Source organism: Enterococcus sp. 22-H-5-01 (assembly GCF_050310005.1).
Classification (GTDB): Bacteria; Bacillota; Bacilli; order Lactobacillales; family Enterococcaceae; genus Enterococcus_A; species Enterococcus_A hailinensis.
The window spans coordinates 515,861-539,315 of the sequence record NZ_CP189993.1 but is presented as its reverse complement, the minus strand read 5'-3'; the positions used below and the strand labels follow the sequence as shown (position 1 = coordinate 539,315).

General features: G+C 36.6%; 26 protein-coding genes. 8 read left to right on the top strand and 18 right to left on the bottom strand.

The annotated features are described in order from the left end of the window. Positions 1-14 precede the first annotated feature (14 nt). The 4 genes from rnz to obgE form a co-directional block, all read right to left on the bottom strand. Positions 15-938 carry a ribonuclease Z gene (rnz, locus tag ACQKTA_RS02740; RefSeq protein ID WP_427814097.1) on the bottom strand — a complete coding sequence of 308 codons (924 nt, stop codon included), beginning with the start codon at positions 936-938 and terminating at the stop codon, positions 15-17. Between the two features lie 94 nt (positions 939-1,032). Further along, positions 1,033-1,560 carry a DUF1269 domain-containing protein gene (locus tag ACQKTA_RS02735; RefSeq protein ID WP_332653328.1) on the bottom strand — a complete coding sequence of 176 codons (528 nt, stop codon included), beginning with the start codon at positions 1,558-1,560 and terminating at the stop codon, positions 1,033-1,035. A gap of 148 nt (positions 1,561-1,708) precedes the next feature. Continuing rightward, positions 1,709-2,443 carry a winged helix-turn-helix domain-containing protein gene (locus ACQKTA_RS02730; RefSeq protein ID WP_427814096.1) on the bottom strand — a complete coding sequence of 245 codons (735 nt, stop codon included), beginning with the start codon at positions 2,441-2,443 and terminating at the stop codon, positions 1,709-1,711. Between the two features lie 740 nt (positions 2,444-3,183). Continuing rightward, positions 3,184-4,497 carry a GTPase ObgE gene (gene obgE, locus ACQKTA_RS02725; RefSeq protein WP_427814095.1) on the bottom strand — a complete coding sequence of 438 codons (1,314 nt, stop codon included), beginning with the start codon at positions 4,495-4,497 and terminating at the stop codon, positions 3,184-3,186. A 266-nt stretch (positions 4,498-4,763) separates the two neighbouring features. Between obgE and gap the strand changes: the two genes are divergently transcribed. Then, positions 4,764-5,774 carry a type I glyceraldehyde-3-phosphate dehydrogenase gene (gene gap, locus ACQKTA_RS02720; RefSeq protein ID WP_332580488.1) on the top strand — a complete coding sequence of 337 codons (1,011 nt, stop codon included), beginning with the start codon at positions 4,764-4,766 and terminating at the stop codon, positions 5,772-5,774. A gap of 150 nt (positions 5,775-5,924) precedes the next feature. Next, complete coding sequence (locus tag ACQKTA_RS02715; protein WP_407856985.1) at positions 5,925-6,671, top strand: peptidylprolyl isomerase; 747 nt, start codon at positions 5,925-5,927, stop codon at positions 6,669-6,671. Positions 6,672-6,748: 77 nt separating this feature from the next. On the opposite strand, the gene fabZ is transcribed toward ACQKTA_RS02715, so the two are convergent. Then, positions 6,749-7,198 carry a 3-hydroxyacyl-ACP dehydratase FabZ gene (fabZ, locus tag ACQKTA_RS02710; protein ID WP_427814094.1) on the bottom strand — a complete coding sequence of 150 codons (450 nt, stop codon included), beginning with the start codon at positions 7,196-7,198 and terminating at the stop codon, positions 6,749-6,751. Between the two features lie 161 nt (positions 7,199-7,359). On the opposite strand from fabZ, the gene fabI reads away from it, so the two are divergent. Together fabI and ACQKTA_RS02700 are read left to right on the top strand one after the other, a co-directional pair. Then, a complete protein-coding gene (fabI, locus tag ACQKTA_RS02705; RefSeq protein WP_332580491.1) occupies positions 7,360-8,115 on the top strand; it encodes an enoyl-ACP reductase FabI in 756 nt (251 codons plus the stop codon). Positions 8,116-8,208: 93 nt separating this feature from the next. Further along, a complete protein-coding gene (locus ACQKTA_RS02700) occupies positions 8,209-8,592 on the top strand; it encodes a VOC family protein (RefSeq protein ID WP_427814093.1) in 384 nt (127 codons plus the stop codon). 43 nt (positions 8,593-8,635) lie between these two features. On the opposite strand, the gene ACQKTA_RS02695 is transcribed toward ACQKTA_RS02700, so the two are convergent. Next, the gene (locus ACQKTA_RS02695) at positions 8,636-9,667 is read right to left on the bottom strand and encodes a branched-chain amino acid aminotransferase (RefSeq protein WP_332580493.1); all 1,032 of its coding nucleotides are present in this window, start codon (positions 9,665-9,667) and stop codon (positions 8,636-8,638) included. A gap of 157 nt (positions 9,668-9,824) precedes the next feature. Between ACQKTA_RS02695 and ACQKTA_RS02690 the strand changes: the two genes are divergently transcribed. Then, complete coding sequence (locus tag ACQKTA_RS02690; RefSeq protein ID WP_427814092.1) at positions 9,825-10,739, top strand: mechanosensitive ion channel family protein; 915 nt, start codon at positions 9,825-9,827, stop codon at positions 10,737-10,739. Between the two features lie 43 nt (positions 10,740-10,782). Here the strand turns inward: ACQKTA_RS02690 and rpsN are convergent, their stop codons facing one another. The 5 genes from rpsN to racE form a co-directional block, all read right to left on the bottom strand. Continuing rightward, complete coding sequence (rpsN, locus tag ACQKTA_RS02685) at positions 10,783-11,052, bottom strand: 30S ribosomal protein S14 (RefSeq protein ID WP_427814091.1); 270 nt, start codon at positions 11,050-11,052, stop codon at positions 10,783-10,785. 144 nt (positions 11,053-11,196) lie between these two features. Then, a complete protein-coding gene (gene cbpB / locus ACQKTA_RS02680) occupies positions 11,197-11,691 on the bottom strand; it encodes a cyclic-di-AMP-binding protein CbpB (RefSeq protein WP_427814090.1) in 495 nt (164 codons plus the stop codon). Positions 11,692-11,783: 92 nt separating this feature from the next. Then, positions 11,784-12,296, bottom strand: a complete 513-nt coding sequence (locus tag ACQKTA_RS02675; protein WP_427814089.1) for a metallophosphoesterase — start codon at positions 12,294-12,296, stop codon at positions 11,784-11,786. Continuing rightward, entirely contained in the window at positions 12,293-13,630 is a 1,338-nt protein-coding gene (rph, locus tag ACQKTA_RS02670; protein ID WP_427814088.1) for a ribonuclease PH, read from the bottom strand. Before rph ends, ACQKTA_RS02675 begins: the two co-directional genes overlap by 4 nt. A 1-nt stretch (position 13,631) precedes the next feature. Beyond that, positions 13,632-14,453, bottom strand: a complete 822-nt coding sequence (racE, locus tag ACQKTA_RS02665) for a glutamate racemase (protein WP_427814087.1) — start codon at positions 14,451-14,453, stop codon at positions 13,632-13,634. A gap of 144 nt (positions 14,454-14,597) precedes the next feature. On the opposite strand from racE, the gene ACQKTA_RS02660 reads away from it, so the two are divergent. Further along, positions 14,598-14,828, top strand: coding sequence for a hypothetical protein (locus ACQKTA_RS02660; protein ID WP_407856979.1), 231 nt, complete (start codon positions 14,598-14,600; stop codon positions 14,826-14,828). A gap of 31 nt (positions 14,829-14,859) precedes the next feature. Here ACQKTA_RS02660 and ACQKTA_RS02655 read toward each other — a convergent pair whose 3' ends face one another. Genes ACQKTA_RS02655 through ACQKTA_RS02640 form a run of 4 tightly spaced genes read right to left on the bottom strand, consistent with a single transcriptional unit; the run spans position 14,860 to position 17,757 of the window. Beyond that, positions 14,860-15,516: an amino acid ABC transporter permease gene (locus ACQKTA_RS02655; RefSeq protein WP_332580501.1), complete on the bottom strand. Its 657-nt coding sequence runs from the start codon at positions 15,514-15,516 to the stop codon at positions 14,860-14,862. A gap of 15 nt (positions 15,517-15,531) precedes the next feature. Next, entirely contained in the window at positions 15,532-16,176 is a 645-nt protein-coding gene (locus ACQKTA_RS02650; RefSeq protein ID WP_427814086.1) for an amino acid ABC transporter permease, read from the bottom strand. After that, positions 16,176-17,009 carry a transporter substrate-binding domain-containing protein gene (locus tag ACQKTA_RS02645; protein WP_427814085.1) on the bottom strand — a complete coding sequence of 278 codons (834 nt, stop codon included), beginning with the start codon at positions 17,007-17,009 and terminating at the stop codon, positions 16,176-16,178. The genes ACQKTA_RS02650 and ACQKTA_RS02645 overlap by 1 nt, the downstream gene beginning before the upstream one ends. A 10-nt stretch (positions 17,010-17,019) precedes the next feature. Beyond that, positions 17,020-17,757 carry an amino acid ABC transporter ATP-binding protein gene (locus ACQKTA_RS02640; protein ID WP_332580504.1) on the bottom strand — a complete coding sequence of 246 codons (738 nt, stop codon included), beginning with the start codon at positions 17,755-17,757 and terminating at the stop codon, positions 17,020-17,022. Positions 17,758-18,019: 262 nt separating this feature from the next. Here ACQKTA_RS02640 and trpS point away from each other — a divergent pair, with 262 nt between their 5' ends. Then, complete coding sequence (trpS, locus tag ACQKTA_RS02635; RefSeq protein ID WP_407856356.1) at positions 18,020-19,030, top strand: tryptophan--tRNA ligase; 1,011 nt, start codon at positions 18,020-18,022, stop codon at positions 19,028-19,030. Between the two features lie 56 nt (positions 19,031-19,086). Here the strand turns inward: trpS and hemH are convergent, their stop codons facing one another. The 3 genes from hemH to ACQKTA_RS02620 form a co-directional block, all read right to left on the bottom strand. Beyond that, positions 19,087-20,031, bottom strand: a complete 945-nt coding sequence (gene hemH, locus ACQKTA_RS02630; protein ID WP_427814084.1) for a ferrochelatase — start codon at positions 20,029-20,031, stop codon at positions 19,087-19,089. 82 nt (positions 20,032-20,113) lie between these two features. Continuing rightward, positions 20,114-21,322: an NAD(P)/FAD-dependent oxidoreductase gene (locus tag ACQKTA_RS02625; protein ID WP_332580507.1), complete on the bottom strand. Its 1,209-nt coding sequence runs from the start codon at positions 21,320-21,322 to the stop codon at positions 20,114-20,116. Between the two features lie 66 nt (positions 21,323-21,388). After that, complete coding sequence (locus ACQKTA_RS02620; protein WP_427814083.1) at positions 21,389-22,291, bottom strand: prenyltransferase; 903 nt, start codon at positions 22,289-22,291, stop codon at positions 21,389-21,391. Positions 22,292-22,473: 182 nt separating this feature from the next. Between ACQKTA_RS02620 and ACQKTA_RS02615 the strand changes: the two genes are divergently transcribed. After that, positions 22,474-23,448, top strand: coding sequence for a polyprenyl synthetase family protein (locus tag ACQKTA_RS02615; protein WP_427814082.1), 975 nt, complete (start codon positions 22,474-22,476; stop codon positions 23,446-23,448). Positions 23,449-23,455: the final 7 nt, after the last annotated feature.

Here is a 23,455-nt window from a genome sequence, read left to right as displayed (position 1 = left end):
CTGAACATAATTATTTATGGAAAAGGAACTTCAAAGGTATCAAAGTCTTTAACAACTATCGTGTCAGCAAAGACTTCTTGTGCTTCTAACTCTAATTCTTTGGCTTCTTTTGCCAAATAACGAGCAGAAATATGGGTTAGATACAATTGTTTTGCTTGGGCTTCCTTCGCAATGGTTGCTGCTTGTTGGGTAGTTGAATGGAAATAAGCCTTAGCAAGTTTTGCTTCATTTTTATTAAAGGTACTTTCATGAACGATTACATCACTGTCTTTAGCAAACTTACTTGATTTAGTTGTAAAACGCGTATCGCCAAAAATTGTTACGATGCGTCCTTTTTTATTTTCACCAACGAAATCTTTGCCGTTGATCACTCGGCCATCTTTAAGCGTGACTGTCTGACCTTGTTTCAATTTTCCGTAGACTGGACCGGCTGGAATATCCAATGCTGCTAATTTTTCAACTTGCAACGTTCCTTCATGATCCGCCTCGGTAACGCGAAAACCAAAACTCTCGATACCGTGATCGAACAACATCGCTTCAACAGTAAATTGTTTATCTTTCAAAATAACTCCTTCTTCAAGTTCAATAAATTCTAGTGGATACGTCAAATGTGTTTTTGTTACTTGAAGCGAAGTCCGAACATAATTTTCTAGACCAGCAGGACCATAGATCTCGACCGGTTCTTCCCCACCTTGAAATGAACGACTACTTAGTAATCCCGGCAATCCAAATATATGATCTCCATGTAAATGGGTAATAAAAATTTTTTCGATTTTTCTAGGCTTGATATTTGTTCTCAAAATCTGCATTTGTGTGCCTTCACCGCAATCAAATAACCAGATCGAATTTCTTTCATCCAATAACTTTAATGCTAAGCTGCTGACATTCCGATGTTTTGCTGGAACGCCTGCGCCAGTTCCTAAAAATTCTAGTTCCATAGTTTCCCTGACTTTCTATCAAATTAATTTCATTCTAGAAGAAAGTCACAGTTAGTGCAATCTAATTCTAAGAATATTTATACTTTTATTTTTCTTATTCCTCTTTTGAAGAATCCGAATTTTTAGCCATTTCTTGTGCATTTTTAACATCGGCTTCGACTTCTTCGTAGTCTAAACGAGTAATTTCACCGCCGAGCTCCATCATGATCAATTGGTTCAATGGACGATTGTCTTCCTCTTCTGCAATCAGTAACAGTGCAGTATCACCTTCGCCAATCTTATCGATCAAGAATTCAAATACGCTATTTGCTTCACGGATTTCCTTTGCATCGCGAGTGGCACCAATCATTCCGCCTGTAAACCAGCCTAGTAAAACACCGATAGGACCGCCGAGGATCCCGACCATCATACCGATCAAACCACCCGTTGAACTCTTGTTGTTCCCAGTGAAATCTAAGAAATCCTCAATTTGAAATTTGTGTTCTCCATCATTGGAATGATGAATGACCGCCATTTGTTCTCCTTTAAGCGCTCTGCTCATGTGTAATTTTTTAGCCTTCGAGAACGCTTCATAAGCTTTTGATTCTACATCAAAATTCATGATTATTACTCTTTTTTCCATCTTTATCGCCCCTTTTATGCTTTAAACTAAGTGTAGCAATAAAACGTTTATTTGAAAAATAGAAAGAGCTTTTTAGGGGAATAAATTCATTATGGCGAGTTGATAATAAAAAAAGATTCGAGAAGCAGCTTCTCGAATCTGTGGTTTTTTATTTTGCTGTTTTGATTTCTTCCATGATACGATCATCGATCACATAGTGGTCAAAGAAGACTTTAGATAATTGATAGCCCTCACCCCAATTTGTTCGAATAACATCATATTCAACACCATCAATTTTTAATTTGTTGCGTAGATGCTTAATAATCGTAGACAACCGTGTCATATGACTTGCTGAATCGCTGTCACCCCAAATTTTGATTGCTAAATCATTTCTGCTAATTGGTGCATCTTTTGTAGCAATCAAGGTGCTTAACATCTCACGCTCAGAACGTGTTAGGTTCCATAAAGGTAATGGACGTTTTTCATAATCGCTGCGTTCTTCTTGCGGTTTAAAACCAAATCCCACTGAATAAATCGATTCTTTACTTGTTTTTTCAGCTAATTTTTCTCTAAGACCACTTAATGATTCTTCCTCAAGTAGCCATTCATCTACACCAAATGATTCCCACTCAGCCTTTTCTTCATTTTGTGGAAAATTGTCTGTTTCGCGAATAATCGTAAACTTATTCCCAACCATTTCTAAAATCATAGAAAGTTCTTGATCTGAGACAGTTTCACTAATAATCAGAACATCAAAATAACCCATTACTTCTGATGGAACCTGTTGTACTAATAACATTGATAATATTTTTGACGAGCTCAATACTTCAATGTTTAAACGTTGTAATTTTTCAACCAATGGTCGTTCTACTAAAATATTGTGTGTTAAAATTAATACTTGCATTAAATTATTCCCCTTTTTCTATCAAAAATAATAATCCAGTTGAATCATTCTGGAATATTTATCAATTAATAATATAATTGTCACTTGTTACTTTTTAATTTTACACTTGCGAATCGCTATATGCTATAAAAAAGCTTATATTTTAGTAATCACAATTAGAATTATCAGTAAATTTTTTGGGTTAAAAAACCTTTTGTTTAACAAAATAGTTTAATTATCATTTTAAAACAACAAATTTTTAAATTATTTCTTAAATCAACTAATAAAATATGTGCATAAATAAACAAAGTGTTTTTTAATTCCAGCCAACACTTTTCATCTAATTTGTGTTGTTAAACATGAGTTTTGTCCTTGATTTTTCTTTTATAATTAGCTAATCATTATTTTTTTTAAGATTTTAAACGATTATTCACATTGTTTCATTAAATATTTTCATAAATGCCAGGTTTTTTACATTTAAAAAAATAACACCTGATTCATTTGATAAAAAATTTTTTATTTTTAAATTTCTCTTACGAAAGTCTCAATCAAATATTTCTTTCCCAAGTAAATAAAACATTTTCTTGTTTATTAGCTTTTAACTTCGATTTATGTATTGCTGCATAAAAAATATTATTTACACTTCAAAGAATTAAAACTAAACCTTCCAATAACACTTAACACTTACTCATTTTAGATATAAAAAAAGAGCCCTTTAAGCCAGGTTTTTAGTCTAGCTTAGGGGCTCGATTAAAATTTAGTTAATCTACAAATTCAAATTCAAATTTATCGATTCGAACGATATCGCCATCTTTAGCGCCTCGTGCTCGCAATGCTTCATCTACGCCCATAGAACGTAATTGACGAGCAAAACGCATCACTGTTTCATCATGATCAAAATTGGTCATCTTAAAGATTTTCTCAAGCTTATCACCCGTCAGTACCCACGTTGCATCTGGTTCGCGAGTAATTGTAAATTCAGGTTCATCTGATTGGAATCCGTAATTTACTGTATCTTCTTCGACTTCTTCATCGTATAACAAGAATTCTGGTGTCACTTCTAAAAGATCGGCCGTTGCATTCAACAAGTTGTCTAATCCTTGTTTTGTAAATGCTGAAATAGCAAACACCGGAATATCATCTGCGAATTCATCTGTTTTTTCTTTTTTCAATTTCGCTTTGAATTCTTTTAGATTTTCTTCGGAATTCGGCATATCCATTTTATTAGCTACGATAATTTGTGGCCGTTCTAATAAACGCAAATTGTGTGTACCTAATTCTTTGTTGATTGCTTGGTAGTCTTCGTAAGGATCTCGGTCTTCCATTCCACTCATATCGATTACATGTAAAATAACTCGTGTCCGTTCGATATGTCTTAAGAATTGAGTACCAAGACCTACTCCTTGTGAAGCTCCCTCGATTAATCCTGGTAAATCGGCCGCGGCAAAACTGCGGCCATCACTTGTCTCAACCATTCCTAAATTAGGAACTAAAGTTGTAAAATGATAAGCACCGATTTTTGGTCGTGCTGAAGAAATCACTGATAAAATCGTTGATTTACCTACAGATGGAAATCCAACTAAGCCGACATCAGCTAATACTTTCAATTCTAATTCAATATTACGTTCTTGACCTGGTTCACCATTTTCAGCTAATTCTGGAGCTGGATTTCTTGGTGAGGCAAAGCGTGTATTTCCACGTCCGCCACGTCCGCCATGAGCGACGACCAGTTCTTGGCCATTTTCAATCAAATCGCCAATCAACGCACCTGTATCTGAATCGCGAACAGTAGTCCCTGGCGGTACACTAACATAAGTATCTTCCGCCCCACGACCGTGCATTCCTTTACTCATTCCGTTTTCACCTGGTGTTGCTCTAAAATGGCGATTGTAACGGAAATCCATCAATGTACGTAAACCTTCATCAACGACTAAAATTACGTCACCGCCATGGCCTCCATCTCCACCAGCCGGCCCACCGTCTGGCACATACTTTTCACGACGAAACGCAACCATTCCGTCTCCGCCTTTACCGGCTTTGACATCAATCGTTACTTGATCTAAAAACATGGACATCTTGGTGTCCTCCTTATATATATAATTATTATGACTAATGAATCTCCACACTAAACAAAGTCTTATATATTGTAGCTAGAATAGTCGAAAAAGTCCATTCTTATTAGATAGAAGCTGAAAAAAAATAGAAGTCTTATCTTTTTTTAAACTATTTTTACCACCTTATTTTATCAGGTAATATCTTTTGACAAAAAAATTGAAGCGTTGCACAATTAAAATGTAAAGCAGATTTCTTTGCTTGATAAAAAAAGGAGGAACTTTTGGTTATGACAGTAAAAGTAGGTATTAACGGATTCGGGCGTATTGGTCGTTTAGCTTTCCGTCGAATTAAAGAAGTATCAGATGACATCGAAGTAGTAGCAATCAACGATTTGACCAGCCCTACAATGTTGGCACAATTATTACAATTTGATTCAACTCACGGTACTTATCCTGGTACAGTTACTGCAACAGAAGATTCAATCGTTGTTGATGGTGAAAGCACACGTGTTTACGCTGAACCTGATGCAAGCAAAATTCCTTGGGTAAAAGAAAATGGTGTGGATATCGTTTTAGAATGTACTGGTTTTTACACTTCTGAAGAAAAAGCACAAGCTCATATTGATGCAGGTGTTAAACGTGTCGTTATCTCTGCTCCTGCCGGACAAATGAAAACAATTGTTTATAATGTAAATGATGATACTCTTGATTCAAATGATAAAATTATTTCTGCAGGTTCTTGTACAACAAACTGCCTAGCTCCATTAGCCTATTTCTTAAATGAAGAATTTGGGATTGAAGTTGGAACTATGACAACCGTCCATGCATATACTTCAACTCAAATGCTATTAGACGGACCTGTTAAAGGTGGAAATCTACGTGCTGCTCGTTCTGCTGCCGATAATACGATTCCACATTCAACTGGTGCTGCCAAAGCAATTGGCTTAGTTATTCCAGAATTGCAAGGGAAATTACAAGGACATGCACAACGTGTTCCCGTTGTTGACGGCTCTTTGACTGAATTGGTTTCGATTCTTAAAACAAAAGTAACCGCCGACCAAATCAATGAAGCAATCAAAAAACATACGGTAGATAATCCATCGTTTGGTTATGATGATCGCGAAATCGTTTCTGGTGACGTTATCGGAACAACTCAAGGTTCAATCTTCGATCCAACTCAAACAGAAGTAACCTCTGCCGGAGATTATCAATTAGTTAAAACAGTAGCTTGGTATGATAACGAATATGGATTTACTTGCCAAATGATTCGCTTGTTAGAAAAGTTTGCGAACCTATAAAAAATTTATTATCTTAAGGAGATCTTTTAGATCTCCTTTTTTTGTTTTGATTTACCTTTTTTTGAAGCAAAAGTCATGCTTTTTTCATAGGAACTCATTTAAAAGTTTGTTATTATATTAGAGATGACAAACTTTTTAAAGGAGAAATGTATGCAATTCAAAAAACTGATCATAGGTGCAAGCTTGGCATTGTCTGTTGGCTTACTAGCTGCTTGCGGCACAAGCAACAGTACTTCAAGCACAAAAGAAAGCAGTACAAAAACAACGGAGTCTAGTGTAGATTTAAATAAATTAGATTTACCTCAGCTCAGTACAGACGTTTCAAAAGATGAGTATCTAGTAGAAATGGTAACTACTGAAGGCAGCGTAAAAATCAAACTTTTCCCTAAGCAAGCTCCTAAAGCGGTTGAAAATTTCGTTAAACACGCGAAAGATGGTTATTATAAAGACACACCTTTCCATCGTGTAATTCAAGACTTCATGATTCAAGGCGGCGATCCTAAAGGCGATGGCACTGGCGGTGAAAGTATCTGGAAAAAAGGCTTTAAAACAGAGGTTTCTAATCAACTTTATAATATTCGCGGTGCTCTTTCGATGGCACGAGCAAGTTCACGCGACAGCAATGGCAGTCAATTCTTTATTGTAACTAATAATGAAGATGTAAGTGATGGTCTAGCGATCCAATATTATCCTGAAAAAATCATCGATGCTTATAAAAAAGGCGGCGCGCCTAGTCTAGATGGCGATTATACTGTATTTGGTCAAGTGATCGAAGGCATGGACGTAGTTGATAAAATTGCTGGCGGCGAGGTTAAGGCCAATGATTCTGGTGAGAAATCTACCCCAGTCGACCCTGTCAAAGTTACTGAAATAAAAATCTTACAAGAACCTAAATAAAAAAAATTGCCTCACGGCAAGTTTTCAGATTGCAGACAAACCTTGTGTAAAGACAAGGTTTGTCTTTATATATATGTTTATTTTTTCTGCTCTTTATCGCCAACGATAAAAGTAAATTCGCATTCTGTTACCGTTTTATCCTCTACTGTCGCCCATGCTTTAGCTGTTCCTACGGGGCCTTTAACTTTTTGAATATCAAAATTTAAAAATAATGTACCACCAGGACGGACGAATTCTAAGAAATTCGCTTTATTAATTCCGCCGATATAAGCCGTTTTCCCTTCAAAAGCAGCGGATTTCAAAATCAATAATGACCCTGCTTGCGCTAATGCTTCGACGATCAATGTTCCTGGCATGATTGGTTCTCCCGGAAAATAACCTTGGAAAAAGTCTTCATTCATTGTTAAATTTTTGATCGCGGTGATGTGTTTTTCATCTTCGAATTCTGTTACTGCATCTAAATAGTAAATGGGGAAACGATTGGGAATCGCAGCCATAATTTCTTCGACATTCATAATTTTTTCCATTTTACACCTCTATGAATATTTTATTTGATTATCAAACTATCATATTCTACGACTATTATCAAGAGCTAATAGAATTATGAAAAAAATAGTTTGACAATCAAAGCATTTTACAACATAATGATAGCATATTATTTATATATTGTTTAGGAGCGTGTCATTTAATGTCAATTTTAACTGGAAAAAAAATTATCGTAACTGGTGTTGCGAATAAAAAAAGTATTGCTTGGGGATGTGCCAATGCGATTGCAGCTCAAGGTGCCGAAATCATTTATACTTATCAAAATGAACGAATGAAAAAAAACCTTGTCAAACTTGTTGGTGAAGATGCTCATATGTTTGAACTTGATGTTGCAAGTGACGATAAAATCAAAGAAACTTTTGGCTTGATCAAAGAACAATTCGGAACAGTCGATGGATTGGTTCATTCGATTGCCTTTGCCAACAAAGAAGAATTATCTGGAAACGTTACTGAGATTACTCGTGACGGCTTCCAATTAGCACAAGATATCAGTGCGTATTCATTATTAGCCGTTTCGAAATATGCTGCACCTTTAATGACGGATGGCGGAAGTATCGTTACAATGACTTATATGGGGTCTGAACGTTCAATTCCCAACTACAATATGATGGGAATCGCAAAAGCCGCATTAGAAGCTGAAGTTCGTTACCTAGCAACTGAGTTAGCACCAAAAGGCATTCGTGTAAATGCTATCTCTGCTGGAGCTATCAAAACATTAGCTGTCACAGGTGTGAAAGACTATCAATCTTTATTAAGTCTTTCCGAAGAAAGAACGCCGGATAAAGTCTCTGTTACTATCGAAGAAGTTGGAAATTCTTGTGCCTTTCTATTAAGCCCGCTCGCAACTGGGATTATTGGCGATGTGATTTATGTAGATAAAGGTGTTCATTTAAGTTAATTATTAAAAGGTGTGCTGAGTGACGCACACCTTTTTCTTTTGTGTTAAACTTAAAATGATACCGGATTCATACTATTTTTTTGGAGGTTGCTAATGAGAATCGAACATGTCGCATTATACGTGAAAGATTTAGAAAAGAATAAACAGTTTTTTGAAACTTATTTTGACGCTACGAGTAATCAACCCTACCATAATCTAAAAACCGGATTACGAACATATTTCTTAACTTTTTCAGATGGTGCAAGATTAGAGTTAATGTCTCGCCCTGAAATGACTGAAAAAGAAGATGTACTTTTTTTGACTGGCTACACGCACTTAGCTTTTTCCTTAGGCTCAAAAGTAGCAGTCGACCAACTAACTCAGCGTCTCGCTGACGATGGATTCGAAATCATCTCCGGTCCACGAACAACAGGCGATGGGTATTATGAAAGTTGTATTTTAGGACCGGAGAATAATCAAATTGAAATCACTGCTTAAAAAAAACGCCGCTATTGCGACGTTTTTTTGATAGCCTAATTTATCAGTTTTTAACTTTAGTCTCTACTTCTACAACCCAACCTTCGGGCGCTTCAACATCACCAAATTGAATACCAACTAATTCTTCATACAATTTTCTGGTTACTGGTCCAGTCTCTGTTTCACTATAAAAGACATGGAAATCATCACCATTTTGGATGCCTGCAATTGGTGAAATCACGGCTGCCGTTCCACAAGCTCCAGCTTCAGCGAATTTATCCAATTCAGCTAGATGTACATCCCCTTCGATAGCTTCCATTCCAAATCGATCATGAGCTAAATAAAGCAACGAATATTTAGTGATACTTGGCAGGATCGATGGCGACTTAGGTGTGATAAATTGATTGTCATGAGTAATACCAAAGAAATTAGCAGAACCCACTTCTTCAATCTTTGTATGTGTCGCTGGATCTAAGTAAATACAATCAGAAAAATTACGGTCATGGGCATGTTGGCCTGGCAATAAGCTGGCAGCATAATTCCCGCCTACTTTTGCAGCTCCAGTACCAAATGGTGCAGCACGATCATATTCTGATACAATAAAATTACTTGGTGTCAATCCGCCTTTAAAGTATGGTCCTACTGGCATACAAAATACACTAAATAAATATTCTGGTGCTGGATTTACCCCGATGTTCGGACCTACGCCGATTAAATAAGGACGTAAATACAGTGTTGCTCCCGTTCCATAAGGTGGTACATACTCTTCATTTGCAGCAACTACTTGTTTCACAGCATCAATAAACATTTCTTCGGGAACATCTGGCATTTGTAAACGCTGTGCACTTCTATTTAAACGCTTAGCATTTTCATTTGGTCGAAACAAATTGATTTTTCCATCTTTTCGACGGTAAGCTTTTAATCCTTCAAAACATTCTTGTCCATAATGGAGACTAGTTGATCCTTCATTGATGGTGATCATATTATCCTCTGTTAATTGCCCTTCATCCCATTGTCCATTCTTCCAATGAGAAATATAACGGAAAGGTGTTTTAATATATTCAAATCCTAATTCTTCCCATTTTATATTCACCATTCTATCATCTCCTTCTTATTTATTTGTTAGTCTATCACTTTCTACTATAAAAGTCATGATTTTTTTCAATTTTCTGTAAATTGTTTTATTGCTGATTTTATCGACAGAAAAGCAAAAAATTGATACACTATTTCTATTAATTTATTAGGAGGCATTTATGTTTTTATTAACTGCTGAAACGGTCGATTCCAGTACGATCAATGTAGTAGATCAAACAGCACAAAAAATCTCTGCCTGGCAAAAATATTGGCAATCGATCGATTGGGAGCGAGTTCTCTCTATTATGGTACAAAAAGGGCTAACAATCATCGCAATCCTTGTCCTATTTTATTTAGTACGTAAGATTGGCGGCTTTTTACTAAATCAATCATTTGAACGCCAGAAGAAAAAAATGGTTGATAATGCCACTCGCATTGAAACGCTCCATGATCTTTCGTTAAATATTTTTTCATATACAGTTTTTTTCTTTTTTCTCTATTCAATTTTAGATACTTTAGGCATTCCGGTTGGTTCTTTATTAGCAGGTGCTGGAATCGCTGGAATTGCAATCGGTCTTGGTGCTCAAGGATTGACCAATGATATCATCACCGGTTTTTTCATTATTATGGAACAACAGATCGATGTGGGTGATTATATTCGTTTAGTCAACCTACAAATCGAAGGCACCGTGACCTCCGTCGGAATCAGAATGCTTCAAATGAAAGCTGCTGACGGAACGGTCCACTTCATTCCTAATCGTAATATCACTACTATCAGTAACCTATCCCGTGCACACATGCAAGTAAAAGTCGATATCCGCATTCAACCAAATGAAGGATACGAAAAAATAAGTCAATTGATCGAAGATGCTAATCAGCGTTTAGCAAAAGAATTCAAAGAAGAAATTTTCGATGGCCCTGATTTATTTGGAATGGTTGATCTAGGAAACAGCAATTATGCTATTCGTACGATTATGTATGTGACTAACGGTAAACAATATAAATTACAAGAAGAGTTTTTAGCTGCTTATGTGAAAACATTGAACGAAAATGGCTATTCTATTCCTAATGACCCGATTGTGATCGGTAAATAAAAAGAAACAGCAAACACTTAAATGTTTGCTGTTTCTTTTATTTTTACCAGCTTGCTTTTTTCACACCAGGGATTTGACTTTTGTGAGCTAATTCGCGAAACTTGATTCGTGATAGTCCAAATTTTCTCATATATCCTCTTGGACGACCGTCAGTTTGGTCACGATATTTCAGACGATTAGGATTCGAATCACAGGGAAGTTTTGCCAATCCTTCAAAATCACCGGCTGCTTTTAATTCTGACCGCTGTTCAGCGTAACGTTCGATTAATTCTTGCTGCTTTTGCATTTTTACAATTTTAGATTTTTTTGCCATCTTACACCTCGTTTAGTTTTCTAACCGAGCTCAATCGTAATCGTTTCAATTAACACTTTTTAAAATTAGCACGCTTTCTTTTCAGTGTCAAACATTCCGTCACTGAGTAGATCAAACTAGAAAAAAAGACCAATAATGGTCTTTTTAGTTCGGTGTGTTAGCATTTGCATGAACAATTACTTTCGTTTCCGGATTTTTACGATCAAACACATGGAAAGTATAATTGACAGCTTTTAAAATTTCTCTTCTGGTGACGATCCCGCAGAATTTCCCTTCAGCATCCAAGACTGGTAAAAAAGCTGAATCAACTAATAGATGTAACACATCTTCTAACTCTGCATCTGGACGCATAATTGCCACATCTGTTTTCATGACATCTGCTACGGTCAATTGATCTAAGTTAGCCGTATCGATTCCTGTTATACCTAACATTTTTTTTACGATATCGTTTAAACTTAGTAGACCTACAAAATGATCTTCTCTATCTAGAACTGGAATCGTCGAGTACCCAGCTTGTGATAAAAGCAGTAATGCATGTTCCAATGGATGTTCTTTCATTACAGTAGCAACATTTTCCCCGGGAATGACCATTGTATCTTCATGTTCTTTCATCAATTGTTCAAGGGCCGGACTAATCATATAACGCCTCCATCTATCTTTCTACCCTTCCATTTTAGCTTAATAGCTTATAGAAAACGCTTATTATTCAAATATTTAATAAAAATTATCAACTATCGTTTAAAACTCGCAACTAATTCCTCGATTGGTTGGTGAGCACGATTATAATAAGCTACTTGATAACCTTCCTCATCACTTTCAATAATCGCATAACTTGGTATTTGAATTGGGCCACGAGGCTGCGAGATACTCCCAGGATTAACAAATAAGATGTGTTTATCCATTTCAGCAACTGCTTGATGGATATGCCCAAATAATGCGATATTTGCTCCTGCTTCTTGAGCTTGGACAGACAGCATGGTTAAACCAAATCGAACATTTGATAGGTGTCCATGTGTCATATAGATCACATCATTACCTATCGTTATGATTTGTTCTTTTTTGTATTCAGGATCATAGTCGCAGTTTCCTGTAACAACGGTAAAATGTTCCCACAATTCATCATTTGCTTTCAATTCAGAATCGCCGCAATGAAACATATGATCGACCATTCCAACATAGCGATTCACGATTTCTACTAAGATATTGCGGTCTCCATGATTGTCACTAACTACTAAATACTTCATGCGTTATCCTCCAACCAATTTTTCCAAACTTTTTCTAATTTTTGAACGGCCATCCCGCGATGACTAATCGCATTTTTTTCGTCATTGCTTAATTCAGCCGATGTCTTATTAGAATCAGATACGATGAACAATGGATCGTAACCAAAACCATTTTCACCTTGTGGGATACGACCAATACGACCATCCCAATCAGCTTCAACAACTAGACTTTCTTTTTGGGGTGCAGCAAAAACCAAGGTGCAATGGAAATGAGCTGTTCGTTTTTCATCAGGAACATCAGTCAGCTCATGTAATAATTTTGCATTATTTGCCGCATCGCTTTTACGTTCCCCAGCAAAACGAGCTGAGAAAATTCCTGGCATTCCATTCAGCGCATCTACGGCTAAACCAGAATCATCTGCTAAAACAGGTTGTTGTAAAATTTGAGCAATTGTTTCTGCTTTTAAACGAGCATTTTCTTCAAAAGTTGTTCCCGTCTCTTCCACATCTGGTAATTCAGGGTAATCCAAAAGTGTCTTTGTCCGATAGCCTTCCTTGCCAAATAGAGCAGCAAATTCTTTAGCTTTGCCTGGATTTCTTGTTGCAATCACAATCGTTTTTTCTTCTGTTTTAACTTCATCGAATAATGCTTCTTTTTGATGAGCAACTAGTTCTTCGACTGCTGTTTTTCCATATAAAATCAAAGAATTTAATTCGGTATCATCAAAAGTTGCTTCTTCACCTGTTCCTTGGATTTCCACAAAACGGCCTGATTCCGTCATAACCAGATTCATGTCCACCGCTGCTGAAGAATCTTCTTGATAATCCAAATCAGTTACTAATGTTCCATCAGGCAAAATCCCTACGCTAATAGCGGCAAGGTGTTCTTTGATTGGATCTTCTTTTAATTCACCGCTTGCTAATAATTTATTGACAGCCAAACGTAAGGCAACGAATCCACCAGTGATACTGGCAGTTCTAGTGCCGCCATCTGCCTGGATCACATCACAATCTACAATAATACTACGTTCACCTAATTTTTCTAAATCAATGACTGCTCTTAAAGAACGACCGATCAGACGTTGGATTTCCATCGTACGTCCAGTTAACTTTCCTTTGGCACTCTCTCGTCGATTGCGAGTATTAGTCGCTCGTGGCAGCATACTGTATTCTGCGGTTACCCATCCTGTTTCGCTTCCTCGAAGAAATGGTGGAACAGAATCTTCCAGAGTTGCAGAGCAAATTACTTTGGTATCGCCAAATGAAATCACTACAGAACCTTCTGGATGTTTAAAAACATTGGTTTCAATTTTTATTGGTCTCAATTGTCGGACCGTTCTTCCGTCATGTCGCAAATTATTTTCCTCCTAATTCAATGTGAGTAACATTTAAATTATCAATCGTCAACCATTCACTGGCAATATCTTTAAACATTTTTGGTGAACCTGTTGTAAAAAACTGGTGATTCTTTTTAGTAGAACGATTTAAATTATTCAAATCAAAATAATCTAATAACGCACTGACATCGCTAACCGTTTCTGCACCCGAATCGATTAAAGTAACCTCTGGCCCCATGACATTATGGATAATAGAGCGTAATAAAGGATAGTGAGTGCAACCTAAAACCAATGTATCTAATTTTTTATTTTTTAGCGCAGCCAATGTATGAGAAACCACTTTTTTAGCTACAGAACTTGCAAATTGATTACTCTCAACGATCGGTACAAATTTAGGACATGCCAAACTAACAACTTGTGTTTCAGGCGCCTTTTCTTGAATCTCTAATCTATATGAATCACTTTTAATTGTCCCTAAAGTTCCGATGATTCCAACACGGCCATTTTTACTCGCTTTTAATGCAGCACGTGAACCAGGCTGGATTACACCAATAACAGGAATATCGACGGTTTCTTTTATTTCTTCTAATGCCACAGCGGTCGCGGTATTGCATGCAATGACGAGCATTTTGATATTTTTATTCAATAAAAAGCGGGTCATTTGCCATGTGAACTCAATAACTTGTTCTGCAGGTCGCGGCCCATATGGACAACGGGCAGTGTCCCCTAAATAAATAATTTCTTCATTCGGTAATTGGCGCATAGCTTCTTTGACCACAGTCAAACCGCCCACACCAGAATCAATAAATCCAATTGGTCTTTCATCTGACAAAACGCTCATCCTATCTCCTTCAAAGTATTATCTTATTTTCCACTTTTTGAGCGAAAATTTCAAGCCCTAGAACTTTATTTAAATGAAGCATTTCCTTTTGTTGCACTCAAAAAGGATGCTACACTTAGAATAATAAAAGGAAGGTGGATGAAGATGGATAAGAAAGAACTCGCCGAGAATTTAGGTAAGGCCTCTGCCGGAGATCGTCACCAAGATCCTGCAGTAAAAGCAACTGAAAAAGAAACAGAAAAAAATAATGAGCCGCTTCAAGAAGATCACGAACCTGGATTATTAGAAAAATTAGGTAAAACTCAAGCTGGAGCAGTCTATGAAGATCCTGCGATGAAAGAGACTGAGCGAAAAACTGAAGATGAAAAAGACTAAAAAAGAAGCGCCCATCTTGGACGCTTCTTTTTTAGTAATTATATTTGCTAGTTTCTAATAAATTAGAAACAACAGACAATAGATAACAAACAATAAAGTACATAGCCGTCATCGCAATAAACATCGGAATGACATAATTCGTATTTTGACCGTAGACGATTTTAGCATTGTGCATCAACTCTGGTAACGAGATGATCACGGCTAATGATGTGTCTTTGATTAATGAAATCAGCTGACTCAAAATAGCCGGCAGCATCGATTTAAAAGCTTGTGGAAAGACGATAATTGCTAAAGTCTGTACATAAGTTAGACCCGAAGACATTCCTGCTTCGGTTTGTCCTTTAGGGACAGCATTTAGCCCTGCTCGGAAAATCTCCGAAAGCATCGCTGATTCAAAAATCGTTAACGCCGCAACTGCTGCCCAAAAAATATTTAACTTGATCCCGATTTGCGGTAAAGCAAAATACGTGAAAAAGATAATCAAAAGTAACGGCAAATTACGAATGATATCAACAATCAGCCCAACGATTTTAGAAACTACCGGAATCCCGCTATAACGAATTGTTCCGGCTACACCGCCAATAATCATACTGAAGATGATCGAAACAATTGAGACCTGGACCGTTACCCAAAGACCGTCTAGAAGGAATCGTATATTGACCCATGAAAAAGCACCACTCATATCCATTTTATTCCTCCCTTTCTACGCCTTCGACCAATGTTTATCTAGATAATTCATTAGATAAGACAACGGCAACGTTAAAATTAAATAGAAACAGCCCACGATGATATACGTACCAAAGGTATTAAACGTATTGCTAGCAATCAAATCTCCTTGATACATCAAATCTAGTCCAGCAACCATCGCTAGGATCGAAGAATTTTTGATCAAATTGATAAATTGATTTCCTAAAGGTGGAACGACGATTTTAAATGCCTGAGGCAATACGATATAACGCATTGTTTCAGCATAAGAGAAGCCGGAAGACATCCCCGCCTCTAATTGACCTTTAGGGACTGTTTGGATTCCAGAACGAACTGTTTCGGCAATAAATGCAGACGTATAGATTGTTAAACCGATTGTTCCAGATTGAAACCCATCAAAACTATAAAAATACATCGGTGCAATCACGTAAAAGAACATTACAATGATCAGTAATGGAATATTACGGAAAAAGGCTACATACGCTTTAGCCAGATTTCTGATAAAACGGTTATGTGACAATTGAAAAATTGCCATCAATGTCCCAATCAATAAACTAAAAACCAAGGCTAGCAAACTAGCATAAATAGTATATTTAAAGCCACTAGCGAAATCTGCTGAATAGGTTTGAAATAGTTGTGCCATTAAAACTGTGCCCCTTTCTCTGCTTTTCCTGCTGCATCTTTAGGGAACCATTTTTCGAAAATTTTATCATACGTACCGTTGTCATGCATTTTACGTAAGGCATTATTCACTTCGTCTGTAAAATCTGTTTGCCCTTTGTTGATCGCAATACCATAAGGCTCATTAGTAAATGTACCAGCAGTCAATTCGTAATTTTTATTTTCAGCAGCCATCCCTAATAAGATGGCATTATCAGTCGTCATTGCTTGTCCTTGGCCTGACTGTAATGCTGTAAAAGCTTCTGCATAGTTCTCTAACTCAAGAATTTTTGCTCCAGGAGCATACTTACGAATATTGATCGTTGATGTTGAACCTTTAACTGCAAGCACAGTATCTTTACTCGTCAAATCTTTGACGCTTTTGATTGGACTACCTTTTTTGACTAGCAAGGATTGTCCGGCATCAAAATAGATATCTGAAAAATCAACTTGTTCTTTACGTTCTTCTGTGATCGTCATCGTTGCAATGATGGCATCGATATTTCCATTTTTCAGTAACGGAATACGTGTTTTGGAAGTCACTTCAACAAACTCGGCTTTGCCATCTTTTCCTAAAATTTCTTTAGTAATCGCTTTTGCAATATCGATGTCAAAACCTTCCACTTCACGTGTTTTGACATTCATCATTCCAAATAAACGTGTATCATATTTTACTCCCCATGTAATAACGGGATCGTTTTTTATCCGCGTAGCAATATTTTTATCCGCCACACTTTCTCCTTTACAGCCTGACAAAACAATTCCCACAAGTAGTGCGAGGGTTAAAAAGGAGACGATTTTTTTAAGTTTAGCCATATGACGCCTCCTAATGATTGATTACTTTGCTGACGAATTGTTGTGCTCGCTCTTCTTGTGGTTTTTCAAAGAAACCTTTCACATCTCTAGTATCCTCTAATACTTGTCCGTCAGCCATAAAAATAATTCGATCTGCTACTTCTTTAGCAAAGCCCATTTCGTGTGTCACGACAATCATCGACATGCCATCACGTGCAATTTTTTTCATTACGTTCAAAACATCACCGATCATTTCTGGGTCTAACGCAGATGTCGGCTCATCAAATAGCAGTAAATCAGGATTCATAGCTAATCCTCGAGCGATGGCGATCCGTTGTTGTTGTCCTCCTGATAGCATAGAAGGATAAGAATCTTTTTTATCCAGCATATCTACTCGATTAAGCAATTTCTCCGCTGTTTTTACCGCATCTTCTGATGATTGTTTTAAAACTTTGATCGGTGCTAACGTGATATTTTCTAACGCTGTCTTGTTTGGGTAAAGATTAAAATGCTGGAAAACCATTCCAATATTTTTTCTAATATCTTTTAATTTAACCTCTTTACTATGTAGGTCTTTATCATTGACTAATAACTGACCTGAAGTGATATCTTCCAAACCATTGATACAGCGTAACATGGTGCTCTTTCCGGAACCAGAAGGCCCAATCACTACAACAACTTCACCTTTTTCGAAAGTTAAGTCTATGTTTTTTAAGGCATGAAACTTCCCATAGTATTTTTCTACATGCTTAAATTCAACCATTGGCATGTCTTACCACCCCTTTTATCCTTATCATTTTCTAATTTTTCCAATCATAGTTTAATTATAAGCGATGATTTTCTAGGTTGTAAAGAAAAAAAACTTATGTCATCAAAAAAATTCTGAATTTCTTTCATTTTGATGTGAGTTTTTTTAACATTTGCTTTAAATTAGCAAACGGAAAAGATCACGATAAGAGTTGTCAGTTTTGTAAAAAAAAGGTAGTATTTGAAGAGACTATTGAAAGAAATTTTAATGAAAAGGTGAGTTAATGGAAAATATTATTTTGACCGGAGATCGTCCAACTGGACAACTACATTTAGGACATTATGTAGGCTCCCTAAAAAATCGTGTGCGGATGCAAGAAGATCCGGACAATAAATTATTTATTATGATTGCAGATATGCAAGCTTTAACAGACAACGCTAAAAATCCTGAGAAAGTTTCTTCGAACGTTTTACAAGTAGCGTTAGATTATTTAGCGGTTGGATTGGATCCAAAACGTTCTACACTTTTCATCCAATCACAAATTCCCGAACTAGCTGAACTAACAATGTATTATTTAAACTTAGTTAGCGTTGGTCGTGTACGTCGTAATCCGACTGTTAAATCGGAAATCGAACAAAAGAAATTTGGTGAAAGTGTACCGACAGGTTTCTTCATTTATCCAGTCTCACAAGCATCAGACATCACGGCTTTTAAAGCTAACCTTGTTCCAGTGGGCGAAGATCAAAAACCGATGTTAGAACAAACGCAGGAAATCGTTCAAAGTTTCAATCACACTTATGGAGACGTATTAGTCGAACCAAAAGGTGTTTTCCCTGAAAAAGGAATGGGCCGTTTACCTGGTATCGACGGCAACGGAAAAATGAGTAAATCTTTAGGCAACGGAATTTACATTGCTGATCCTGCCGATGTCTTGGCTAAAAAAGTCATGAGTATGTATACCGATCCAAACCATATTCATGTCGAAGATCCTGGCCAAGTGGAAGGCAACATGGTCTTCACTTATCTCGATGTATTCGGAACGGACAAAGAAAAAATTGCAGAACTGAAAGAACACTATCGCCGCGGCGGACTTGGTGATGTAAAAATTAAACGTTACTTGATTGAAGTTTTGGAAGCTGAATTTGGCCCGATTCGTGCTCGTAGAGAAGAATTAGCTAAAAATCCAGAAGCTATCATGAAAATGTTAAAAGAAGGTAGTGAAAAGGCGCAAGTCGTCGCTGCTGAGACCTTAAAAGAAGTTAAACAAGCTATGGGAATCAATTATTTCGCATAATAAAAAAACGTGTACCTGTTGAGGTGCACGTTTTTCATTATACAAAATAAATAAATTTATTTGTTTACATTTACAATTGAATGTAGAACATCAGTAAAAGCTGTATCTTCATTAAAGGGTCGGATATAGTCGAAGCACTCTCCCCCATTTTCAATAAAATAATTTCGATTTTCTTCGTCGATTTCTTCAATCGTTTCTAGACAGTCTGCTACAAAACCTGGCGTAATAACTAAAACACTTTTTATGTCTTGGCTCGGAAAAGCTTTCAGTGTTTCACAAATCATCGGTGTTAACCATTGGCTTGGACCGAACTTAGATTGGTAAGTATGAGTATAAGGAAAATCTCCGACTTTCTCCATCACTTTCTTCGTAGTGATCTGACATTGCTCTTCATACGGATCACCGCGTTCAATTGTAGAGACTGGGACGCCATGATAAGAAAAAAGAATCATATCATATTTTTGTTGAGCCAGTTTTTTCTTAATATAGGTAGAAAGCAATAAAATATATTCAGTACGTTCATAGAACGAACTAGATATCTTTAGATGCAGAATATCTGCTGAGTGTCTATATACTTGAGCGATTTGATCGCAAATCGGTGCGACGGTCGTCTCTGAATATTGTGGATACATTGGAAGAACAAACAGTTCAGTCATCCCTGCTGTTTTCATCTCTAAAATTGTTTCATCAATTTTTTGCTTTCCGTAGGTCATAGCAAAACGCACGAGTGTATCAGGCATTCTTTCTTGCAACAATTCCGCTTGTTTTTTTGTATATATCCATAATGGCGAGCCTTCTGTTTGCCAAATTTTTGAATACAGTATTGCTGACTTTTTGGGGCGGACATTCAAAACGATCCCATGTAAAATCGGCAGCCAGATCATCCTTGGCCAAGTGATCACCCGACGATCAGATAAAAATTCAGCTAAATAACTTTTTACCGCTGCAGGTGTTGGGCTCTCTGGAGTTCCTAAGTTCACTAATAAAATACCGCGTTTCACTTATCGATACCTTCGTCTTCTTTTCTTTCAAAAACACTCAGTAAAAAACACTCGCAACTACTTACGAGTGTTTTCATTCGGCTTAATGATAGAAATCAAAACGGCCTTTCGCTAAAACTTCTTTGATACCGCCCGTTTCAAACAATGAACGATCCATGATCGCTTTTTTAATAAATGAAGCTGGATAAGCGGTCACTTCAGTTTTTCCTACGACACCAAAGGCATGTGTATTTCCAATAGAAGCAACTGAACCTAAAGATTTAAATGAGAATGGATCAGACGGTTGGCCTTTAAGCTGGTTTAGAATATCTTTCGCAGCATATGAACCCATCGTTAAAGCAATTTGGGCAGTTGTTGGATAAGGACGGTTGCTTGAAGGATCCATTACTGCTGACACATCACCTAAAAGATACACATCATCGTGATTTGGATCTGTCAAGTTTGGTTTTACCATTACACGACCACGACGTTCCTCAAAACCTGAATCTCCAATAACTTTACTGCCGCTGACACCAGTTGTCCAAACGATCGTTTTCGCTTTAAGAGCAACTAAGTCATTTTCATTGTCTTTTGAATTTTGATAAATGACAGCTCCTGGTTCAACTTTTTTGATTGGTTTACCAGTTAATAATTTAACATCCCATTTTTTAAGATATTTCAAGCAATATTGTCCTAGCTTATCGCTAAACATTGGCAAAATTTTATCGACTGCTTCAACACAATAGATTTGGATATCTTCGGGTTTCACGCCTGCAAGATCCGCAAATTTTTTGCTTCCTTCGACAAATGCTCCCACTAACTCAATTCCAGTAAAACCAGCACCACACACAACGATTCGAAGGTATTCTTCGTCTTTGGTTTCTTTATATTTCTTCATTTGTTCGATGATATGTTTATGGACTTGATCCGCTGTTTTGACATCAACCATTTCTAAGGCATTTTCTTTTACTCCTGGAATCCCAAATGATTCTGATTGGAAGCCCAAACCAACGATTAAATAATCGTAAGTCAATTTTTGATTTTCTAAATATACTTCTTTTTTATCTGCATCAATTTTTTCAACCGTATCTTGAACAAAAACGGTTTTATTTGGATTGATGACATCTTTGATTTTATAACAAATTTTTTCATCAGGTTGCGTACCTGCTGCTACTTCATGCAGACTAGTTGCTTCATAGTGGTAATCATTTCGATCTACTAAAGTAATATGGATATCTGCTGCTGATTTTTGTAATACGTGCAACGCGCGTAAGCCTGCGTACCCTGCACCTAGAATAACGATTTCTTTCATTTCTTTCTCCTCCTAATACATCCATGGCTTTTTGTAAGCCTACTAATATTAATAATGAATAAATTTTTAAAATAAAAAGATAATAGCAAAACTAATCACTTGAGCAACCGCACCGACCGCCAATATTCGTACGGCGCAAATAAATGTTTCTCGTTTGATTTGTTTCTCTAAAAACAAAAGGACTTGTTTGAAAATAAATGGCGCCACAAAAAAAGTCCCTAACATCGTCCAGGGGGCGATCCCAATCAATACTGCTAAAATCACAGCCATAAAAGCAGCTATATTCAGACCAATAAATAGATCAATCGCAGCTTGTTTCCCCAAATAATGGACCAATGTAAAGCGTTCATTTTTTTCGTCTTCTTCTAAATCACAGATATTGTTCGCCAACATCAAGTTTGCGATCCACAATGTATTCGGTAAAGAAATCAGGAATATTTCACTCAACGTTCTAAAATTCCATTGAAATACCTCAAATGCATTCAGGTAAACACACAAACAAGTAATCATAAACCCCATAGTCAATCCTGAAAAAATTTCGCCAAGCGGCAAGCTAGATAATGGTTTGGGACCTGATGAATAAAAAATACCCACACCATAACAAAATAACCCCATCAATAAAAATGGCCAACCAACAACAAATGTCAGACCAATTCCAATCAAAGCGGAAACAACGATCATTCCTACCATTAAGTTAAAGACTAATTTTAAATCGATCTTTTCACGTCCAATGATATTGGTTTTCTCTCGGTAATCATGAATCTCAGTCGCATGATGATAGTCATTATAATTATCTAAAATGTCTACTGCCATATTAAAAATAAACATAGCCACGAAAAACAACAAAACTAATCCTAAATGAAGTTTGTGAAAGTTATATAGGCTAAAACAAATCCCAATAAAAAAAGGCAGGACGCTTGCGGTTTTCGCTTTAAACTCCACAAGTTCCAAGAAAACGGTTAAACTCATTTCACCCAACTTTCTCATATTTTCTTTTCAATATCCATTATGCTATTTTTATGGGTTTAGTTCAAAAGATTTGCTTATTAGCCATGTGTTTCCTCTCACTAAATATTAATGAAGCATTCTAGTAGTCATTCTGTGAAGCATACGATAAAATAGTATTGAAAACGTTGTTAAAAGGAGCACCTATGTTAGACTACTGGAATGACTACCCCGAATTACAGAAAAATTTAATCAAAGTAAAAGAATTAATTTCACAAAGACTTGTTATTAATAATCAATCGATCGAAGAGGCCATCACAAAATTTTCTTCTACAGGAGGAAAGATGATTCGTCCGGCTCTCTTCTTTCTTTTCGCTGATTTTGGCAATAAAAAAGAGTCAGATCAATTAATAAAAATTGCCGCTTCATTGGAATTACTGCATTCTGCAACTTTAGTTCATGATGATATTATTGACGATGCTGACACACGTCGTGGGATGCCATCTATTCAATCACGTTTTGGTAAAGATGTTGCAGTTTACACTGGCGATTTTATGTATACTAGTTATTTTGAATTGTTAGCTGAGTCGATGAGTGATACACCCTTTTTATTAAAAAATGCTCGGGCAATGAAAAAAATATTACAAGGTGAATTGACACAAATGACGTGTGCCTTCCATCCTGACCAAACGCTTTGTGAATATCTCCGAAATATTAATGGTAAAACAGCTGAATTGATTCGTTTAAGTTGTCATGAAGGTGCTTATTTTGGTGGAAGTGATAAAAAAATCCAAGCGCGGGCAAAACGGATCGGATCTTCCATTGGTCTTGCCTTTCAAATCTATGATGATATTTTAAACTTTTCGATTGGATTAGGTGATGAACAAAAACCGATTCTAACAGATGTACAGCAGGGCATATTTACCCTACCATTATTAATTGCACGTGATAATCGACCAGATATTATTCGTCCTTATCTAGAGACACCTGAACAGTTATCGAAAAAAGAACTCATGCAATTGGCTGCTTATGTTTCAGAGTTTGATGGTATCTCTGGCGCACTCGCCTTTGCAGAAAAATTGACCCACAAAGCAATTAAAGAAATACAGCAACTTCCTGATTGCGATAGTAAAATGATTTTAACAAATGTTGCGACTCAATTATTGACACGCAGCTACTAAAAAAGAC

What these genes read in the sequence shown, in the direction of transcription:
- ACQKTA_RS02655 (WP_332580501.1), bottom strand. Translation starts at nt 15,516, where the DNA reads ATGGATATGAGTGGTGCTTTTTCATGGGTCAATATACGATTCCTTCTA.
- ACQKTA_RS02695 (WP_332580493.1), bottom strand. Translation starts at nt 9,667, where the DNA reads ATGGTGAATATAAAATGGGAAGAATTAGGATTTGAATATATTAAAACA.
- ACQKTA_RS02675 (WP_427814089.1), bottom strand. Translation starts at nt 12,296, where the DNA reads ATGAAGTATTTAGTAGTTAGTGACAATCATGGAGACCGCAATATCTTA.
- trpS (WP_407856356.1), top strand. Translation starts at nt 18,020, where the DNA reads ATGGAAAATATTATTTTGACCGGAGATCGTCCAACTGGACAACTACAT.
- gap (WP_332580488.1), top strand. Translation starts at nt 4,764, where the DNA reads ATGACAGTAAAAGTAGGTATTAACGGATTCGGGCGTATTGGTCGTTTA.
- fabI (WP_332580491.1), top strand. Translation starts at nt 7,360, where the DNA reads ATGTCAATTTTAACTGGAAAAAAAATTATCGTAACTGGTGTTGCGAAT.
- rpsN (WP_427814091.1), bottom strand. Translation starts at nt 11,052, where the DNA reads ATGGCAAAAAAATCTAAAATTGTAAAAATGCAAAAGCAGCAAGAATTA.
- ACQKTA_RS02645 (WP_427814085.1), bottom strand. Translation starts at nt 17,009, where the DNA reads ATGGCTAAACTTAAAAAAATCGTCTCCTTTTTAACCCTCGCACTACTT.
- ACQKTA_RS02690 (WP_427814092.1), top strand. Translation starts at nt 9,825, where the DNA reads ATGTTTTTATTAACTGCTGAAACGGTCGATTCCAGTACGATCAATGTA.
- ACQKTA_RS02650 (WP_427814086.1), bottom strand. Translation starts at nt 16,176, where the DNA reads ATGGCACAACTATTTCAAACCTATTCAGCAGATTTCGCTAGTGGCTTT.
- ACQKTA_RS02730 (WP_427814096.1), bottom strand. Translation starts at nt 2,443, where the DNA reads ATGCAAGTATTAATTTTAACACACAATATTTTAGTAGAACGACCATTG.
- ACQKTA_RS02660 (WP_407856979.1), top strand. Translation starts at nt 14,598, where the DNA reads ATGGATAAGAAAGAACTCGCCGAGAATTTAGGTAAGGCCTCTGCCGGA.
- obgE (WP_427814095.1), bottom strand. Translation starts at nt 4,497, where the DNA reads ATGTCCATGTTTTTAGATCAAGTAACGATTGATGTCAAAGCCGGTAAA.
- ACQKTA_RS02640 (WP_332580504.1), bottom strand. Translation starts at nt 17,757, where the DNA reads ATGCCAATGGTTGAATTTAAGCATGTAGAAAAATACTATGGGAAGTTT.
- ACQKTA_RS02700 (WP_427814093.1), top strand. Translation starts at nt 8,209, where the DNA reads ATGAGAATCGAACATGTCGCATTATACGTGAAAGATTTAGAAAAGAAT.
- ACQKTA_RS02735 (WP_332653328.1), bottom strand. Translation starts at nt 1,560, where the DNA reads ATGGAAAAAAGAGTAATAATCATGAATTTTGATGTAGAATCAAAAGCT.
- fabZ (WP_427814094.1), bottom strand. Translation starts at nt 7,198, where the DNA reads ATGGAAAAAATTATGAATGTCGAAGAAATTATGGCTGCGATTCCCAAT.
- ACQKTA_RS02620 (WP_427814083.1), bottom strand. Translation starts at nt 22,291, where the DNA reads ATGAGTTTAACCGTTTTCTTGGAACTTGTGGAGTTTAAAGCGAAAACC.
- rnz (WP_427814097.1), bottom strand. Translation starts at nt 938, where the DNA reads ATGGAACTAGAATTTTTAGGAACTGGCGCAGGCGTTCCAGCAAAACAT.
- ACQKTA_RS02615 (WP_427814082.1), top strand. Translation starts at nt 22,474, where the DNA reads ATGTTAGACTACTGGAATGACTACCCCGAATTACAGAAAAATTTAATC.
- racE (WP_427814087.1), bottom strand. Translation starts at nt 14,453, where the DNA reads ATGAGCGTTTTGTCAGATGAAAGACCAATTGGATTTATTGATTCTGGT.
- ACQKTA_RS02715 (WP_407856985.1), top strand. Translation starts at nt 5,925, where the DNA reads ATGCAATTCAAAAAACTGATCATAGGTGCAAGCTTGGCATTGTCTGTT.
- cbpB (WP_427814090.1), bottom strand. Translation starts at nt 11,691, where the DNA reads ATGATTAGTCCGGCCCTTGAACAATTGATGAAAGAACATGAAGATACA.
- ACQKTA_RS02625 (WP_332580507.1), bottom strand. Translation starts at nt 21,322, where the DNA reads ATGAAAGAAATCGTTATTCTAGGTGCAGGGTACGCAGGCTTACGCGCG.